Genomic DNA, 17676 nt, shown 5'->3' with positions numbered 1-17676 from the left:
GTCGGTTACCAGACCGGCATCTCATCCTGCAGGAACGGGTTGTTGCGGCGTTCCTCACCCAGCGTCGACAGCGGACCATGGCCGGGAATAAAGGTCACGTCATCGCCCAGCGGCAACAGCTTATCCTTAATGGCCGCGATCAGCTGTCCATGGTCGCCGCGTGGAAAATCACTGCGCCCCACCCCGCCTTTGAAAATCACATCTCCGGAAATGAGCAGTCGGGAAGCGTCATCAAAGAAGACCACGTGACCCGGCGTATGGCCCGGGCAGTGCAGTACCCGCAGCGCCACATTCCCCACATTAACCACATCGCCTTCATTGAGCCAGCGATCCGGACGCAGCGGCTGGCAATCCTCCAGGCCGAACATCCGGCTTTGCGCCGGTAATCCTTCCAGCCAGAACTCATCTTCTTTTTCCGGACCAATAACCGGTACGCCATAATGCTGCGCCAGTTCCGCAGCGGCGCCGACGTGATCGAGATGGCCATGCGTCAGCAGGATCTGCATCAGCGTGACGCCAGCCTCCGCCACCACCGCTTTGATACGTTCAGCATCGCCGCCAGGGTCGACCAGCGCCGCCAGCCGGGTTTGTTCGCACCAGATAAGAGAACAGTTCTGCGCGAACGCGGTAACCGGAATAATACGATAGTTCATGACGCTCCTTTCGTTACCAGTGCCTTACGGGACCGGTATCAATATGCACAAAGTTACTACGTGGGTAATATCCTACACCACCTGCGCGCATAGATAACGCCGCTTTGCGAATATTGCTTAACGAAATACCTTCAATATGGAAATCCATTGCCTGCCCCTTGGTGTGATAGCTGTGTTTTGCTACACCACGGCTTCGTGCGCGAAGCTCATCATTGGTATCGAGGGAACGATAGCCAGAGATAAGCTGGACAGGTTTGTTGGTGCCAAGTAGTCCCTGCAACCGATAAAGATGATCGAACAGATTTGGATCGATGGACTTAATTTTATTCGCGCGGTAATCACGGAAAAAATGGTTAAGTCTTGCTAATTCATCCTGAATATAGCCTCTGCCATCGAAAAACTCCGCCTTGAGTGATTCACCAGTATGCAGGTTATTCAGCGTCAAAATACGCGGACGGGGGGTCGAGAGGGTGGCAAATGCCGGCGCAGGGAGAATGGCGGCAGCACCCAGCGCAGCACCACCCAACGCCAGCAATCTGCGGCGATTAGCGTCAAATTTGTCCATGATAATCAGGTCTACAGTCAATGAATCGTTATATACTTTTTCCGCTTTGCGCGATGCTGAACCTCAGCACGCCATCGCTCGCCACAGCCGTGATGCTGCCCGGCAAAAGAGAGCGTTCGCGCTGACTGCGTCACGCATTGAGCGGAATGATATGTATATGCACTTCTGGCGCACGAAAGGCACCTTACCGGGCATTATTGCCAACGTCAAGGCAGCCTCACCCCAGGAAAATCGGGCGCTGCAGAGGAGCAGCGCCCTTTTTTACCCAGTGCTAGGACAACAAAATCCATTGAACTACTTCATTTACCTGATTAATTGCTCAGCTTTCGTCAGAATTTGTGCGCTGGATCGCGCGGTGATATCGTAATTGTAAATATCTGTTCGATATTGTGTACGTCCATCAGCGTCCACAAACGCCGTTAAGTAATATAAATTCACCGGTATATTTTGCCGAATATTGACATAGCGCGTGTCCCCTTGCTTCAGGGCATCGGAAATACGCGTGTCATTCCAGCCCGCATCCTGCAGCAGCATATTGGCCAGCTCCGAAGCCTTATTCACCCTCACACAGCCGGAGCTGAGCGCACGAACATCCTTCTGGAACAGGTTATGGTTCGGCGTATCGTGCAGGTAGATGGCATCGGAGCTCGGCATATTGAACTTGTAGCGTCCGAGCGAGTTACGCGCTCCGGGCGCCTGCTGAAAACGGAACGGTAAGTTGTTCTCGGTGATGGTCGACCAGTCGACCCGATAAGGATCGATGGTCTCTTTACTGTTCCAGCCGCGCATGACGGTGTAGCCATGCTGCTCAAGATAGCCTGGATTGTTACGCACCTTCGGCAGGATATCTTTGCGCGCCAGGGTTGGCGGCACGTTCCATGGCGGATTGACCACCACGTTATTCAGCGCGCTGCTCATCATTGGCGTTTTGCGATCCGGACGCCCCACAATTACCCGCGAGGCCAGCACCTGGCTGCCGTCCTGGTAATAGACCAGCGAGAACGCCGGAATATTGACCATAATGCCGGTGGACAGTTTGCCCGGCAGTAAGCGTAAACGCTGAATGTTCAGGGCCAGCACCCCTGCGCGCTGCGCGGAAGAGACGTTGAGCCAGTCGCGAGTCGACTGGCCGATGACGCCATCCGCCCCCAGCCCCTGCATCGCCTGGAAGCGCTTAACCCCCTCCACCAGCTGGCGATCGTACACGCCGCGCGCCGCAGGTTTGCTCTTTTTCTTCGCCGATGGGCTCACCACATCGCCGGGCAGAACGATATTGGCGGTATCGTCCAGCATTCCGGTACGCTGGAGGATCTCGCGCAGGGCGCCGATATCATTGCTCCATTCGCCGGGGCGCAGCGAGCCGCTGCCGGTCATCTGCGGCCATGGGCGAGAATCAGCCACCAGCGCCAGCAGCGACTGATGCATGGTTTCATACTGCGGATGATGCGGCGCCAGGCCGGCGATAAACGCCGGCAGGGAGCCATTGTCCAGCGCCAGCTGCCACTGGTTAATCACCGACAGCGGCGGGGTCGCCATCTTGTACGGCGTTGAACTGTACAACCAGCGGGTCCCCTGGGTGGGGATGCCGCTGATAAAGTGCAGATAGCCCATCATGGCGTCCGACAGCACCACATCGCGCGCCATGCCGCTGACGGCGGGATCGGTCAGCAGGCTGACCCAGGTGGTAAACTGCGGCTGAAAACCGGCGATGGCGATCTCCGCCAGCTGCTGCTGGAACGCCTGCACTGCCTCGCGGTTTTCCCACATCGGTTTCATATCCCTGGCGGCGTACAGCGACACCAGCGGATTCATAAAGACGGGTTTGTACCCTGCCGGCAACAGCGCCTCGATCTGGGCGCGGCTGTTTGCCGCCGCCTCCATCGACAGCGGCTGCTCCCCGGCCAGCTTCGCGACCGCCGGCGATTGCCCATCGCTTTGCGCCAGCGCGGCGGAAACCTCGGCGGGCGCCGCAGAACTGTCGCCGGGTACGACTTCAGGCTCTTCGGCCTGGACATTGAACAGCGGAGCAAATGCCAGTGCCAGGCTCAGGCTGAGCGCTGACAATGGACGACCATACCGTTTCTTTAGCAACATCCCTTGCCCCCTGTTGTCACACATTGCTGCCCACAAAATTGGGGCTCTTTTTTCAGTATATAAAGACGAAAAGGCTTTTGCCTTACCTAATGTAAAGAAGTTTAAAGATTATACCACCCTCGCATACCGGGCTGGATAGAAAAAAAGGGCAACGTAACGTTGCCCTCTTCACCGCTTAGCCGCCAGAATGTAGCCGCAGCCTCAGGAGGCGTCGGCTGTGCCCGGCAGCGCTTCCGGCAGCGGCGCGGCAAACCCGCGCAGCCCCACCACGTGGACGTGTTCGTGATTATTGAACACCTTACGCACCAGTTTATAGGTGGTGCCTTTCTCCGGACTGATGTTCTCCGGCGCCGCGATAATCAGCTGCATCTCCAGACGTTCGCACAGCTCGAACAGCGTGGCGATGGAGCGGGCGTCAAGACGCGCCGCTTCATCGAGGAACAGCAGACGGCAAGGCGAGATATCCTTGCCGCGCAGGCGGCGGGATTCATCTTCCCAGCTCTGGACGACCATCACCAGAATCGACATCCCGGTACCGATCGCTTCCCCGGTGGACAGCGCGCCGGACTCCGCGCGCAGCCAGCCGTCGGAGCCGCGGTTAACTTCCACTTCCATCTCCAGATAGTTGCGGTAGTCGAGCAGCTCTTCGCCGATGGTTTGCGGCGTGCGCTGCCCCATGTCGATCTGCGGATTCAGGCGCTGATAGAGCTTGGCCAGCGCTTCCGAGAAGGTCAGGCGGTTGCTGTTGAACAGATCCTGATGCTGTTCATGCTGCTCGGAGAGCACATCAAGCAGCGTCGAGTGGGTCTCGCGCACGTTGACGTTCAGACGCACGCTGTTGACCTGGCCGAAGGAGACGCTCTGCAATCCCTGGTTGAGCATTCGGATACGGTTCTGCTCGCGCTGAATGGTTTTGCGAATAATGTTGGCCACGCTGCGGGAGCTGATAGCCAGCTTCTGTTCGCGGTTTGTCAGCTCTTCGGTCAGGCGGCTGAGCTCAATCTCCATCTGCTCGATCGCTTCCACCGGGTCATCGGTGCGGATAATATCCTGGCGGATACGCTCGCGCAGATGCTGGTAGACGGCAACGAAGAACTGAATTTTGCGCTCCGGGCGCTTCGGATCTTCCGAGATACGCAGCACGTCGCGCAGATGTTCGTTATCGGCGACCGCCAGACGCAGCGCACCGAGCGCCTTATCCGACATGGAGCGCAGCTCGTCGGCGGAGAGATAGGCCAGCTCGCGGCGGTGCAGACGACGCTCGACGCCGTTGTCTTTCACCAGGCGCATCACCGCGCACCAGCCCGCCTTGGCGGTCACTACCTGCTCGCGCATTTCGCAGTAATCGCGCTCCAGCTTGCGCAGTTTGCGGGTCAGGTTGTCCATTTCCGCTTCGCAGAAGGTCAGCGCTTTCTCCAGCTGATTGCGACGGGAGCGGTTATTGCTCAGCTGCATGTGCAGCTCATCGCGACGCGCACGGGCACGCTCTTCCGCGCCGGCATCGGCGCGCACGCCAATGTCCTGCAGCTCTTTATACAGATCGTTGAGCAGCTCTTTTTTGGTGTCATACGAGCTCTTCAGCGAGGCCAGCACCTGATTGTACTGGCTAAGCTGCGCCGCATGGGCACGCATCGCGTCGCGCGCGCGGCTGCGTTCGGTTTCCGCCTGCTCCAGGCGCTGGCGCAGTTTCTCGTTGAGATCGCTGTTGCCGCTGAGCATTTCCGCCGAATCGGAGTAGCTGAAGTGGGCCCGGCGCTGGACGACTTCCGCCAGGGCAAAAGCCTGCTGGCGCGCATCGCGCTGGGTCTGCTGCGCATAGGCGTAATCTTCTTTCAACTGCTCAAACTGCTCCGGATCGCTCTGCAGCACCGAAACAATCGGCTCCAGCTTCGCCAGCTGGTTGCCGTGCTGCTGAATAAAGCGCGCGGCCTCCTGCGCTTCGTCCAGACGTTCCTGGATCTCGTCCACGCGGTCGGCCAGCGTATCATCCGCCAGCAGATTCAGGCGCGGCAGCAGGCGGTTGAGCGCCGACACGCCCTCTTTCGCCTGCTCATACTGCACGCGGTTCTGTTGGTTATCGCTTTCATGGGCGCTCAGCGCGCGCTCCAGCTCGCCGCGGCGGCTGTTGAGTTTGCGGATCTCTTCTTCCGGATCGTCCTCAAAGGCCACTGCCAGATGGCTGCCAATGAAGCGGCTAAAGGCCTGATGCAGACGCTGAGTTTTCTGCACGTCAAACGACAGGGTCGCAAAACGCTCGGACAGCGATTCACGCTCGGCATGCAGGGTTTCAATGCGGTTTTCACGCGCGGCGCGGCCAAACAGCGGCAGCGACGGGAAGCGCGAATAACGCCACTGGCGGTCGGCGATCTTCACCACCACCGCTTTTTCCAGCTCATCCACGCTGAATACGCTATCGTCAAAGGACTGCGGATCGCCTTCGATCAGATAGAGATCTTCCGGACAATCTTCCAGTCCTTCAAGCTGCTCGGCAACCTGCGACAGATCCGGCACCACGATGGCATGGCGCGACGGACCGTACAGCGCGGAGAAGTACGGCGCATCGTCAAGGCTGACATCATCGTAGATCTCGGACAGCAGAACGCCGCCGAACCGTTCCGCCAGCGCGTTGAGGCGCGGATCTTCCGAACCGCCCGGCTGGCTGAGACGCTCAATTTCTTCGTCGATGGCGCGCTTGCGGGCGCCGACCTCGTCACGTTCAACGATAGCTTCGCGCTCGCGCTCCAGCAGCTGCTGCAGGTATTCGGTAACCTCCTGGCCGGACTCAAACTGCTCGCCGCTCTGCTCGCACAGCTGGTTAAGGCTGTTCTGCGCCGCCAGCCAGACCGGCGCCCGGCGCATCAGCGTCTGAGTGCGTGACTGCAGCTGCTCCAGTTCCTGGCGCAGGGTCATGCGCTGTTCCTGCGCGTTAGAAACGCTGTCGGCCAGCGAAGCGATGCGCGCTTCCAGCTCCTGATGCAGCGTTTCCAGATCGTCGATATCGTAGCGTTTGCCCTGGCGTTTGCAGAACTCAGCCAGCTGGCGCTCGGCGTCCTGCTGCTCGCGCAGGCGCTGCTCCAGCTCGTTGAGGCGGCTACGCAGCCCCTGCGCCTGCTCGGCCTGGTGACGCTGGTTCACGCCGTCGCGCAGCAATTCGCGCGCCACGTCCCAGGCTTCATTGCGCGCCAGCGGGCCGTTAATCGCCGCCACCAGCTGGTAGGCCTGTTCAAACTGGCTGTGCGCGGTTTGCGCCACGCTCATTTTCTGTTCCAGCGACAGCATTTTCTCCGTCGCTTCCTGCTCTTTCGCCTGGAAGGTTTCCAGCCACTCGTCGGCGCTCTCCGGCGTCAGATCCGGCAGATGACACAGCGCCTTCGCGCGCTCCAGCGCCTGCAGCGCCTGGTTATACTGAATGGCGCGGGTCTGCTGCACGTCGAGCGCCTGCTGATAGTCGGCGAGCTGGTTTTTCAGCTCATCCACTTCCAGCTCGGCGGCCTCGGCGCGGGCTTCGTTCTCTTCCTGGCGATCGATGGCTTCCGCCACCACTTCGTTCTGCTCTTCCAGACGGATCTGCAGCTCGTCGAGATCCGCTTCGTAGCGCTCGATTTTTTCCTGCTGACGCAGTGCGGTCTGCACCAGGTTCAGGTGGTCGCTGGCGGCCTGGTAATCCGCTTCCAGATCGCCTTCTGCGCCGTTATGCTCCTGCAGCTCGCGGGCCATGTCGACGTGCTTATACTGCTCTGCCGCCAGCTGTGAACGGGAGGTAAAGAGATCGCGACGATACTCCAGCGCCTTATCAAGATGAATGCGCCGCTCGTTGGCGTGACGCATATAGTCCGCCGCCACGTAGTTGGTGGCTTCGCTGATCAGGTGTTTGAACAGATCGCGATCGGACTGGGTGACGCGGATCGCCTCGAGGGTCATGCGGTTTTCCCGCAGCGCCGCTTCCATATCCTGGAATGCCTTACGCACGCCGCTGTTTTCCGGCAACAGGTAGTCGCGCAGCGAGCGGGTAATGGTGCTGGAGATCCCGCCGTACAGCGAGGCCTCGATCAGGCGATAGTATTTACTTCGATCGGAGGCGGAACGCAGACGACGCGCCACCACGCCCAGGTCGAACATCAGCGAGTGATACTCAGTGATCGAGTTGAACTGCTTAAACTGGACCCCCTCCATCGCCTCGAGCTTGTCTTTCAGCTCATTGAGACTGACCACGCGCGCCTGGCGATCGTTCAGCGTTTCGGTTAACAGCTGGGTCGGCAGGATAGCGGTGGGCAGCCCCTGAATGGCGAAAGGCTTGATATCGACTTTGCGATCGCGCCCGGCAACCTGCTGCAGACGCACGCCGACCACCACGCGCTGATGGCGCGAGTTGATGACGTCGAGCACGGAGTAACAGACCCCGGCGCGCAGCTTCCCGTGCAGGCCTTTATCGCGTGAGCCGCTAGTGGCCCCCGCTTCGGTGGTGTTACGGAAATGCAGCAGGGTTAAATCGGGGATCAGCGCCGTGACGAAGGCCGCCATGGTCGTCGACTTACCGGCGCCGTTCCCCCCGGAGAGGGTGGTGACCAGTTCATCAAGATCAAAGGTCCGGGCAAAGAAACCGTTCCAGTTAACCAGCGTCAGCGAGCGAAACTTACCGCGTTCAATCATTACTCTTCCTCCCCGCTATCCGGCTGGTTCTCTTCATTCTCATCATTGAGCTGCAGGTGATTTTCCAGGGCCATCGCTTCCCCGTCGCGGATCAGGCGGCGCTGCGCCTCGCGTGGGTCGTCGCCGGCGCGCACATCGGCGCCAAAGCGGAATACCGATTCGGTAATACGGAACTTGCTGCTGTCATGGCCCATAAACCACACCATCCCCAGACGGCGCAGGCGGTTAAGCGACGCGCGCATTTTTTCCTGCAGCTTCTGGCGGTCCAGATCCGAACCGGTGGAACGGTTGTTGACCAGCTTCAGCAGCCTGGATTCATCCGCCAGGGTCAGCAGCTCGTCATACAGCTCCTGCTGGGTGAAAATCCCTTCATTTGCCAGGCGCTCCGGGCTGAGATAGAGATAGCAAAGAATTTTGCCCACCATCATATCCAGTTCGGACAGCACCGAGCGTGAAATCAGGGTTGTGGAACGCGGGCGCAGGTAGAAGAAGCCCTCCGGCGCGCGGATCAGCTCGACGTTATAGCGAGCATAAAACTCTTCCAGATAATCCTGGAAATCCATCAAAAATGCGTGATTATCCAGCTCGTCGAGGCCGATATGTCGGCCTGCGCGCAGGGCGCTGTCCAGCGCCGGAAATAACGGATTGGCCAACGCCTGCGCCAGCTTAACCGGCATCACTTGTTCAATATTTGTCAATGACATGCGCCTGTACCTTGGCTCCGTAATCATTAATCGGCTGCCATTTGGCTGGCAGTCCGGTGAAATCTGCCTGGGCGACGCCCAGCTGTACCGCCTGATCCACGACGATCCGCGCCACGTCAAAGTGACGCCCGCGCGGATATTGCGCCAGGAACTCCCGCGCCACCAGGCCGAGATCCAGCGGTATTCCTTTCTCTTTATAGACCGCCAGCTGCGCTTCGATCAGCGCCGCCAGCTGCTCGCGAATTTCATTAAACTCTTCAAATTCAAGGTCCGCAGGCAGCTCGCCGGTGACCTCTTCATCGCGCAGGGCCATCTCCTCGTCGCGCATATCCAGCAGACGGTCGGCATTGGCGTAAGTCAGCGCCCACGGCTCATCAAAATAGGTCTGTACCGACTGGCGCAGACGCTGAGCGAAGACGCGGTTCTTATCCATATCGATAGCGGTACGGATAAACTTGTGCACGTGGCGGTCATAGCCGATCCACAGGTCAATCGCCTGCTGGCCCCAGCTGACGATGCGGTCGAGCTTGCTTTGCAGATCGAACACCAGCCGGTCGACAAAATGGAGATCGTCGCGCGCCATGGTCGAATCCTGAATGCGCAGCAGATTCGCCTGCAGCTTATCCCCCGCCGCATCCAGCGTATCCTGCAGTTCACGCAGGGTGCCGGAAGTTTCCGACAGCAACAGTTCACAGCTGGAAATCGCCGCGCGCCAGTCTTTGTTCAACAGCTGCGCGATATCATCTTTCACCAGCTGCTGCTGCTCATCCATGATGCGCTGCGTCAGGTCGATGCTGTCGAAAATTTCCGCCACCGAATACTTCAGCGGGGCAAAAACGTTGCGATGCCAGTGAAACTCATCGCCGCCCTCTTCTGCCGCGTCCGCCGCGCGCTTCAGCTCGCCGGCGACGATCGACAACTGCATCGAGAGACGCAGCGTCGAAAATTCGCGCTGCCGGATATAATAATCGGTGATCCCGATCCCCAACGGCGTCAGACGATAGATTGCATTGCCTTCGGTAATTTCGCTGGTAAAGCGGTTCAGCAGACGCTGGCGCACCAAATCGTTGATGGCATTATTGGCGCGCTGGCTGATGGTTTCGCTGGTCTGCTCAAACGCATCACTCACGTGGCGGAACGCATCCACCAGTTCTCCCTCGCTCATTTCTCCTTCCAGCCGTTCGCCATTCAGGGTGGCGATCGCCAGCAGGAAAGAGAGCCTGTCGACCGGCAGCGAGATAGAAAAATCATTTTTCCTGGCCCAGGCAACCAGTTCGGGGACTGTCTGGGAAAATTCACTCATACTTTATCCTTGCATCTGCGGCTATGAGCCTGGCTCTTAAGCGCGGTGACATGAATATAACGGCCCAGGCTGAGGTACGGCTCCTGACGACAGTAGCGCGTCTCCAGCTCCAGCAGCGCCGCATAGCTGTCATGCTGTTGGCGTTTTTCACGCAGATAATCATGAAACACCCGCACGCCGGTTTTGCTGACAATTTGCCAGCCAATCTCTTCCAGCCAGTGATAAACCTGTTGCGGCTCACGCGGATAATCCGGCGACAGCGTGCGTTTTTTCTTTTTTGGCATGCCCAGTTGTACGTAATCGAAATTACCGGCAACCATATTGTGCATCAGCAGGCCGTTAGCATTGTAGAACATCAACGACAAGCCGCCGCCAGGACGCAGCGTCGACCACAGGGTACGCAGCACCGCCTGGGGCTCCGCCACCCACTCCAGCACCGCATGAAACAGTACCAGATCGACCGGGCTTTCCAAGTGCTGCGCAATATCCTGAGCCGCGCATTGTACAAAATGCATGTTGTCGATCACACCTTTATCGACAGCAGCCTGGCGGGCGCGGGCCACCATTTCAGCAGAGAGATCGCACAGCGTCACGTGATGGCCCAGTTGCGCCACTTTAATGGCCGTTTGCCCTTCGCCGCCGCCGGCATCCAGTACCCTCAGCGGTCCCGGTCCCAGCTGCGCCAGCAGCGGCTCCAGATCCTGCCAGAGGATCGCCTGGCGCAGCTGGCCTTTTGTGGTGCCGTAAATATTGCGCGAAAACTTTTCAGCAATGTCATCGAAATTGCGATCCTGCACGGGCGACTCCACAAGCCAACACAAAACCGCTATTTTGTCATACCCGCGCCGAGAATGAAGCGATCTGTTATAAGATCCGAACATAACTTTGGTTATATGGTTAAAAAAGGAACCATCTGGCATGCTTTTCACGCTAAAAAAGATCGTCGGCGGTCTGCTGCTGCCGCTTCCTGCCCTGCTGTTGCTGATCGGTATCGGGATCGCCCTGTTATGGTTCAGCCGCTTTCAGCGTACCGGGAAGCTGTGCGTGAGCCTCGGCTGGCTGCTGCTGGCGCTGCTGAGCCTGCAGCCCGTGGCAGACAGCCTGCTTAAACCGATAGAAGATCGCTATCCCACCTGGCGCGGCGAGCAGCCGGTGAGCTACGTGGTGGTGCTGGGCGGCGGCTATACCTGGAACCCGGAGTGGGCGCCAAGCTCTAACCTTATCAGCAACAGCCTGCCGCGCCTGACGGAGGGCATTCGCCTGTGGCAGGAGAATCCGGGATCGAAAATGATCTTTACCGGCGCGGCGGCAAAAACCAACCCCATCAGCACGGCGGAGGCCGGGGCGAGAGTGGCGGAGAGCCTCGGCGTACCGCGCAGCGATATCATCGTGCTCGATAAGCCGAAAGATACGGAAGAGGAAGCGCTAGCGGTGAAGGGCGCCATCGGCGACGCCCCCTTCCTGCTGGTCACCTCGGCGTCACACCTTCCGCGGGCGATGATCTTCTTTCGCCATGCCGGTCTGGACCCGCTGCCCGCACCGGCTAATCAGATGGCGATCATGTCACCGCTCAATCCGTGGGAGCGGGTCATTCCTTCTCCGGTGTGGCTGATGCACAGCGACCGGGTCGGCTATGAAACGCTCGGTCGCGTTTGGCAATGGCTGAAAGGCAGCTCAGGCGAGCCAGGGCAGGAGTGATTTTGCGGCGAGGTCGAAACGGGCGCGGTCAAAGCGCCCGGTATTGACCAGACTATCCACCTCATCCCACAGCAGATAAAGCCAGCGCCGCCAGACAAAGGCCTCGGAAACCGGCGCCTGCTGCAGGTAGCGCCATAGCAGCTGCTCGGCCTGGCCCCCCTCCGCGAGACGGAACAGTTCGTACTCCCGCGGCGCCCACAGCATCATCCCCGGGCCGACCATCGCCAGCAGCTGGTCGCTGCGCGGATCTTTCAGCATGCTGCGCAGGGTGAAATTGCCGTGCACCAGCACGGCATTATCATTGAAATCGCGGAACAGCTCCGGCAGACACTCGCGAGAGCGGAACAAAACCCGCTTATCCTGCATGGTCAGGCCGGTGTCCTGATACAGGTTCAGGGTGCTCCACAACATCGCCACCCGCTGCCGGTACCAGTTCGGCCACAGATTGTCCTGGGTATTATCGACCATCCCCACGCAGCCGCCGCTGTCCTGACGATGCCAGGCCAGCAGCGCCTCGACGATCTGCTCCTGCAGCTGCTCCCAGCGCGCCGGGGTGCGGGTGGGCGCCTCCACCGGGACGCCGCGCAGGCGCTCAAGCAGCAGCACGTCCGGCCCGGGATGCTCTTCGTGCGTCATCACGCCGTAGACCACCGGCATGCGCACCGTACCGCTGCGCGCCAGAGTGGAGATCTTCCAGGCCAGCTGCCGCGCCACCCCGGGCGTGGTGAAACTTCGCGCCAGCAGCGGCATCGGATTTCCCTGCGCGTCATACAGGGACCACAGCGCCGTAGCGGCTTTTTCACTGACACACTCCACCCGGCTCAGCTTTTCGCCAAGCAGGTGACTGAGTTCGGTTCGCAACTGTTCCATTGTCGATTACCCCTATGAACACTACTGATTTCATAATGAGCGCCCGCACCTGGGTTGTCATCGGATAAGATCAAAAATGGGCAAAAAAAGCATAAAACTGGTGGGGATATCCCCTCCTGCAAGGAGGGGACAGAGGACTAGCGCAGTTCAGCGCGGACGCGCGCCAGATCTTCAGGGGTATCGACGCCGGTACCGGGCACTTCGGCCGCCACGGCGACGTGGATCTTCTCGCCATACCACAGCACCCGCAGCTGCTCGAGCATTTCAATCTGCTCCAGCGGGCTTGGCGCCCAGCTGACGTAGCGGCGAATAAAGCCGGCGCGATAGCCATAGATGCCGATGTGGCGCAGCAGAGAATCACCAATGGCGTCGCGGGAGTGGGCAAAGCGATCGCGATCCCAGGGAATGGTGGCGCGGGAGAAATAGAGCGCATAGCCCTGCGCATCCATCACTACTTTGACCGCATTTGGATTAAACGCCTCTTCCGCATCGTGGATCGGTACCGCCAGCGTCGCCATTCCGCTGGTGCTGGCAGCCAGATTCTCCGCCACCTGGCGGACGATAGCCGGGGGGATCATCGGCTCATCGCCCTGGATATTGACGATGATGGTGTCATCGCTGAACGCGCACTTCTCCACCACCTCCGCCAGCCGTTCGGTGCCGGACTGATGGTCGGCGCGGGTCATGCAGACCTCGCCGCCGGCGGCTTCAACCGCCCGGGCGACATCTTCGTGATCGGTGGCGACAATAATGCGTTCCGCGCCGGATTCGCGGGCGCGCTCCAGCACATGGACAATCATCGGCTTGCCGTTAATGTCCTGCAGTGGTTTTCCCGGCAGGCGCGTGGAGGCGAAACGCGCAGGAATAATGACCACGAAACTCATGAGTGACTCTCTTCTACCGCCAGCGGACGCGCTTCTGTCTCCAGCAGCACAGGGATGCCGTCGCGGAGCGGAAACGCCAGACTATCAAGTTTGCAAATAAGTTCTTGCTTATCCTGACTGTAATACAGCTTACCGTTACAGACCGGGCAGGCGATGATTTCAAGTAAACGGTGATCCATGTTTCCTCCTGATGGACCGGATAGATTTCTCAGCAGCATAACACAGGAAGGTCGGCGCCGGGATCAATCGGCATCGATTTCCCACCCCTGCGTCTGGCCGTCAAACAGCCCTTCCGGCAGGCGTCGGCACAGGATCCGCTCTGCCGATTGCCAGCGTGCGAAATCGTTGATCGCCCGGCGCAGCCCCTGCTCCAGACCACGGGTGATCTTCACCCCATCCTCCAGCCACAGGGCGAAGATCTCCAGTTCCCGGCTTTTGCGATGTATTTTACTGTCCATCCGCCCGACCAGTTTTCCCCGGTGCAGCAGAGGCAGTACGAAGTAGCCATACTGACGCTTCGGCGCAGGGGTATAGCACTCCAGGCGATAGCTGAAGTTGAACAGCTGCTCAGCGCGTTTCCGATCCCAGACCACCGGGTCGAAGGGCGAGAGCACGGCGCTATGGCTGGCGGTAAGTTTACCGCCGGGCGCGGACTCCAGCTGCGCCAGCGCATCGCGATGTAGCCACATCTCGCCAAGCGCTTCCACGTTGGCCTGGGTCACCAGACCCTCTTCCTGCCAGGCCGCCAGCAGACCCGGTAGCGCCGGCTGACGTAAACGATAGTAATCCGCCAGCCACTGGGGACGAAAGATGCCGAGGCTGCGGGCGCTGTTGCGCAGCATGATGGCCTCTGCGGCGTCGCGGGACAGCGCATCGCGCTCGTCGTCCCAGTGCGGCATCACCCGCCGGGTTAAATCATACACGCGGTGAAAGTTGCGCCGCTCCACCACCATCACTTCCCCGGCAGTAAACAGCCCTTCCAGGTGGCGCTTATGCGGTTTCCACTCCCACCAGCCGCTGGCGCCTTTGCGAGGGTGGGCAAAATCCGCCGAGCGAACCGGCCCGTTTTGGCCGATATGCGCCACCAGCTCTGCAATACTGCCGGCATGCTCCTCCATCCACGCGCGATGATATTTCCAGCCCATCTTGTCGGGGTTCAACATCCGGTGGCGTACAAGGGCGAAATCGCTGCGCGGCAGAAAACAGGCTTCATGCGCCCAGTATTCCATCAACTCGCCGTTGCGCAGCGACTCATCCAGCCAGTGCTGCGGATAGCTGCCGAGACGGCTGAACAGCACCAGGTAGGGGCTGCGGGCCACCACGTTGATGGTATCGATTTGCAGCAGCGACATCTGCTGGATGGTAGAAAGGATGTCATTTGGGCGAGCGCGACGCCGGGGCTTTTTTAATAACCCCTGCGCCGCGAGATGGAGGTGGCGCGCCTCATTAAGCGATAGTTGCAATACCGACATGCAGGTTCTCCGTCAGGATTTCCAGCACAGCGGCGAGCAAAGCCGGCGCGTCGGTTAACGTTGCGCCAACGTCGCTAAGTCCGCAAGCAACCGCTGTGCGCGTTCATCGGCCATTATGGCGTCGACCGGTAAATACCACCAGTTCGCAGCGGCGAAATCGCGACATTTCACGGCGTCTTTTTCGGTCATCAGCAGCGTCTGCCCGGCGGTTACCAGGGCGGCGACATCGGCCTGGCTCAGCGCCTGATGGTCCGCCAGAGCCACGGTTTTGACCGGTTGGACGCCGCAGCTTTCGAGGGTGGCGAAAAAGCGCGGCGGATGGCCGATGCCAGCCATTGCCACCACGTTAGTGAAGGTAGAGACATCGCGACGTTCGCCGGTGAGCAGGTTGACCGCCATCCCGGGACGCAGCTGCATCGGGATCTCTCCCGGACGCGCCACGCCGCCGTTGACGATAACCGCATCAACGCTTTGCAAGCGCGACGCCCGCTCGCGCATCGGCCCGGCAGGCAGCCACCAGCCGTTGCCAAAGCGGCGCACGCCGTCGATGACGACAATTTCCCGGTCCCGCGCCAGCTTATAGTGCTGCAAACCATCGTCGGTCACGATAATCTGCAGATCGTGCGCGCTGAGCAGCGATTTCACCGCGTCGCTGCGCAGTGGAGAGACAGCCACCGGCGCGCCGGTGCGCTGATGGATGAGCACCGGTTCATCACCTGCCTGCGCCGTACTGGTCCGGTCAGTTAACACCAGCGGGTAGCGTTCGGCTTTACCGCCGTAGCCGCGGGAGACCACCCCAACGCGAATGCCGCGCTGTTGCAGCTGCTCCACCAGCCAGATCACCACCGGCGTTTTACCATTGCCGCCGGCGGTCAGATTACCGACCACCACCACCGGCACAGGCGCGCGCCAGGTTTTTTTCCACCCCAGCTGATAACTGAGGCGAATCACCGCGCTCACCAGGCCATACAGCCAGGAGAGCGGCAGCAGCAGGCGCCACAGCGGCGATTCACCGGACCAGATGCGCGCGATCATTCGCCGAATTGCATCTTATGCAGCTGGGCGTATACGCCTTTATGCTCCAGCAGGTCGTGGTGCGTGCCGCGCTCCACGATCCGCCCGTCTTCAACCACCACGATCTCATCAGCCTGCTCAATGGTTGACAGACGGTGGGCGATAACCAGCGAGGTGCGGTTTTTCTGCAGCTCATCCAGCGCCGCCTGAATCGCACGTTCGGACTCGGTATCCAGCGCCGAGGTGGCTTCATCGAGGATCAGGATCGGGCTGTTACGCAGTAGCGCACGGGCGATAGCAATACGCTGACGCTGGCCGCCGGACAGCATCACGCCATTTTCGCCGATGATGGTATCCAGGCCATTGTCCATCTTGTTGATGAAGTCCATGGCGTAGGCCATCCGCGCAGCCTCTTCAATTTGCTCGCGGCTGTACTCTTCGGTACGGGCATAGGCGATGTTATTAGCGACGGTATCATTGAACAGGTGCACGTTCTGTGAAACCAGCGCGACCTGGTCGCGCAGCGAGCTCAGCTTGTACTCGCGCAGGTCGTGGCCATCCAGCAGGATCTGCCCGTCGTCGACATCGTAGAAGCGTGTGATCAGGCTGGCGATGGTCGATTTACCCGACCCGGAGCGTCCCACCAGCGCCACGGTTTTCCCTTCCGGGATATCGAGATTGATATTGCGCAGCGCGGCCACTTCGCGACCCGGATAGGTAAAGGTGACGTTCTCGAACTTGAGATTGCCTTTCGCCCGCTCAATGACGCGCGTACCTTCGTCTTTTTCCTGCTCGGAATCGAGGATCGCAAACAGCGTCTGGCATGCCGCCATCCCGCGCTGGAACTGGGCATTGACGTTGGTCAGCGACTTCAGCGGACGCATCAGCGCAATCATGGAGGAGAAGACCACGGTAATGGTCCCGGCGGTCAGGGTATCCATCACGCTCGGGAAGCTGGCGGCGTACAGGACAAAGGCCAGCGCCAGAGAGGCGATAAGCTGAATGATCGGGTCGGAGATAGACGAGGCGGAAACCATCTTCATCCCCTGCAGGCGCATTTTATTGCTGACCTTATCAAAACGTTTGGTTTCCACTTCCTGGCCGCCAAACATCAGCACCTCTTTGTGCCCTTTCAGCATCTGCTCGGCGCTGGTGGTGACCTGCCCCATCGTGTTCTGCATATTCTTACTGATATTGCGAAAACGCTTGGAGACCACGCGGATTGCTACCGACACGATAGGCGCCAGTACGATCAGGATCAGCGACAGCTGCCAGCTGTAATAGAACATCATCACGAACAGGCCGATAATCGATGCCCCTTCGCGGACCACGGTGATCAGCGCGCTGGAAGAAGAGGAAGCGACCTGCTCGGAATCATAGGTGATACGTGACAGCAGCGTCCCGGTAGACTGCTTGTCAAAGAATGCCACCGGCATACCCATCATGTGGCCGAACAGGCGACGACGCATGGTCATCACCACTTTGCCGGAAACCCAGGAGATACAATAGCTCGAGATGTAGCTGGTGATCCCACGCAGCACCATCAGCCCGATAACCACCAGCGGCATCCATAGCAGCACTGAGCGATCCGTTTTACCAAAACCATCATCCAATAACGGTTTAAGAAGCGATAACATGAAGGTGTCACTGCCCGCGTTAAGCACTAACGCCACCGCCGCTACGATTAGCCCGGCTTTAAACGGTGCAATAATCGGCCAAAGTCGGCGGAAGGTCTGCCACGTGGAGAGATCTTTATCGTTCTGCATTCA

Annotated in this window: 14 protein-coding genes; 1 reads left to right on the top strand and 13 read right to left on the bottom strand. The window is 59.5% G+C overall.

What is annotated here, in order from left to right:
- Positions 1 to 5: 5 nt before the first annotated feature.
- The 7 genes from ACLH1U_RS15605 to cmoM all read right to left on the bottom strand — a co-directional run bounded on the left by ACLH1U_RS15605 (position 6) and on the right by cmoM (position 10766).
- Positions 6 to 653: an MBL fold metallo-hydrolase gene (locus ACLH1U_RS15605; protein ID WP_023289031.1), complete on the bottom strand. Its 648-nt coding sequence runs from the start codon at positions 651 to 653 to the stop codon at positions 6 to 8.
- Between the two features lie 13 nt (positions 654 to 666).
- Positions 667 to 1218, bottom strand: coding sequence for a YcbK family protein (locus tag ACLH1U_RS15600; RefSeq protein ID WP_004201403.1), 552 nt, complete (start codon positions 1216 to 1218; stop codon positions 667 to 669).
- Positions 1219 to 1521: 303 nt separating this feature from the next.
- On the bottom strand, positions 1522 to 3312 hold the full coding sequence (gene ldtD, locus ACLH1U_RS15595; protein ID WP_065805869.1) for a L,D-transpeptidase: 1791 nt from the start codon (positions 3310 to 3312) through the stop codon (positions 1522 to 1524).
- Positions 3313 to 3513: 201 nt separating this feature from the next.
- Positions 3514 to 7962 (bottom strand): chromosome partition protein MukB, encoded by a 4449-nt coding sequence (mukB, locus tag ACLH1U_RS15590; RefSeq protein ID WP_023289028.1) that lies wholly within the window; start codon positions 7960 to 7962, stop codon positions 3514 to 3516.
- Positions 7962 to 8666 (bottom strand): chromosome partition protein MukE, encoded by a 705-nt coding sequence (mukE, locus tag ACLH1U_RS15585; protein WP_004150840.1) that lies wholly within the window; start codon positions 8664 to 8666, stop codon positions 7962 to 7964. Before mukE ends, mukB begins: the two co-directional genes overlap by 1 nt.
- On the bottom strand, positions 8647 to 9969 hold the full coding sequence (gene mukF / locus ACLH1U_RS15580; protein WP_002898189.1) for a chromosome partition protein MukF: 1323 nt from the start codon (positions 9967 to 9969) through the stop codon (positions 8647 to 8649). The genes mukE and mukF overlap by 20 nt, the downstream gene beginning before the upstream one ends.
- Positions 9966 to 10766, bottom strand: coding sequence for a tRNA uridine 5-oxyacetic acid(34) methyltransferase CmoM (cmoM, locus tag ACLH1U_RS15575; protein ID WP_017899447.1), 801 nt, complete (start codon positions 10764 to 10766; stop codon positions 9966 to 9968). The genes mukF and cmoM overlap by 4 nt, the downstream gene beginning before the upstream one ends.
- 121 nt (positions 10767 to 10887) lie before the next feature.
- Here cmoM and elyC point away from each other — a divergent pair, with 121 nt between their 5' ends.
- Positions 10888 to 11667 (top strand): envelope biogenesis factor ElyC, encoded by a 780-nt coding sequence (elyC, locus tag ACLH1U_RS15570; RefSeq protein ID WP_374014252.1) that lies wholly within the window; start codon positions 10888 to 10890, stop codon positions 11665 to 11667.
- On the opposite strand, the gene ACLH1U_RS15565 is transcribed toward elyC, so the two are convergent.
- The 6 genes from ACLH1U_RS15565 to msbA all read right to left on the bottom strand — a co-directional run bounded on the left by ACLH1U_RS15565 (position 11644) and on the right by msbA (position 17673).
- Positions 11644 to 12537 carry a YcbJ family phosphotransferase gene (locus ACLH1U_RS15565; RefSeq protein ID WP_004201393.1) on the bottom strand — a complete coding sequence of 298 codons (894 nt, stop codon included), beginning with the start codon at positions 12535 to 12537 and terminating at the stop codon, positions 11644 to 11646. The genes elyC and ACLH1U_RS15565 overlap by 24 nt on opposite strands.
- 137 nt (positions 12538 to 12674) lie before the next feature.
- Positions 12675 to 13421 carry a 3-deoxy-manno-octulosonate cytidylyltransferase gene (kdsB, locus tag ACLH1U_RS15560; RefSeq protein WP_023289025.1) on the bottom strand — a complete coding sequence of 249 codons (747 nt, stop codon included), beginning with the start codon at positions 13419 to 13421 and terminating at the stop codon, positions 12675 to 12677.
- Entirely contained in the window at positions 13418 to 13600 is a 183-nt protein-coding gene (gene ycaR, locus ACLH1U_RS15555) for a protein YcaR (protein ID WP_004201390.1), read from the bottom strand. The genes kdsB and ycaR overlap by 4 nt, the downstream gene beginning before the upstream one ends.
- Positions 13601 to 13663: 63 nt before the next feature.
- Entirely contained in the window at positions 13664 to 14893 is a 1230-nt protein-coding gene (locus ACLH1U_RS15550; RefSeq protein ID WP_374014253.1) for a winged helix-turn-helix domain-containing protein, read from the bottom strand.
- Positions 14894 to 14947: 54 nt separating this feature from the next.
- A complete protein-coding gene (gene lpxK, locus ACLH1U_RS15545) occupies positions 14948 to 15928 on the bottom strand; it encodes a tetraacyldisaccharide 4'-kinase (protein WP_374014254.1) in 981 nt (326 codons plus the stop codon).
- Positions 15925 to 17673, bottom strand: a complete 1749-nt coding sequence (gene msbA, locus ACLH1U_RS15540; RefSeq protein ID WP_004201387.1) for a lipid A ABC transporter ATP-binding protein/permease MsbA — start codon at positions 17671 to 17673, stop codon at positions 15925 to 15927. The genes lpxK and msbA overlap by 4 nt, the downstream gene beginning before the upstream one ends.
- Positions 17674 to 17676 lie beyond the last annotated feature (3 nt).

Source organism: Klebsiella sp. 1SOBk5mer (genome assembly GCF_046603115.1).
Taxonomy (GTDB): Bacteria; Pseudomonadota; Gammaproteobacteria; order Enterobacterales; family Enterobacteriaceae; genus Klebsiella; species Klebsiella quasipneumoniae.
This window is presented reverse-complemented; position numbering and strand designations above follow the sequence as displayed.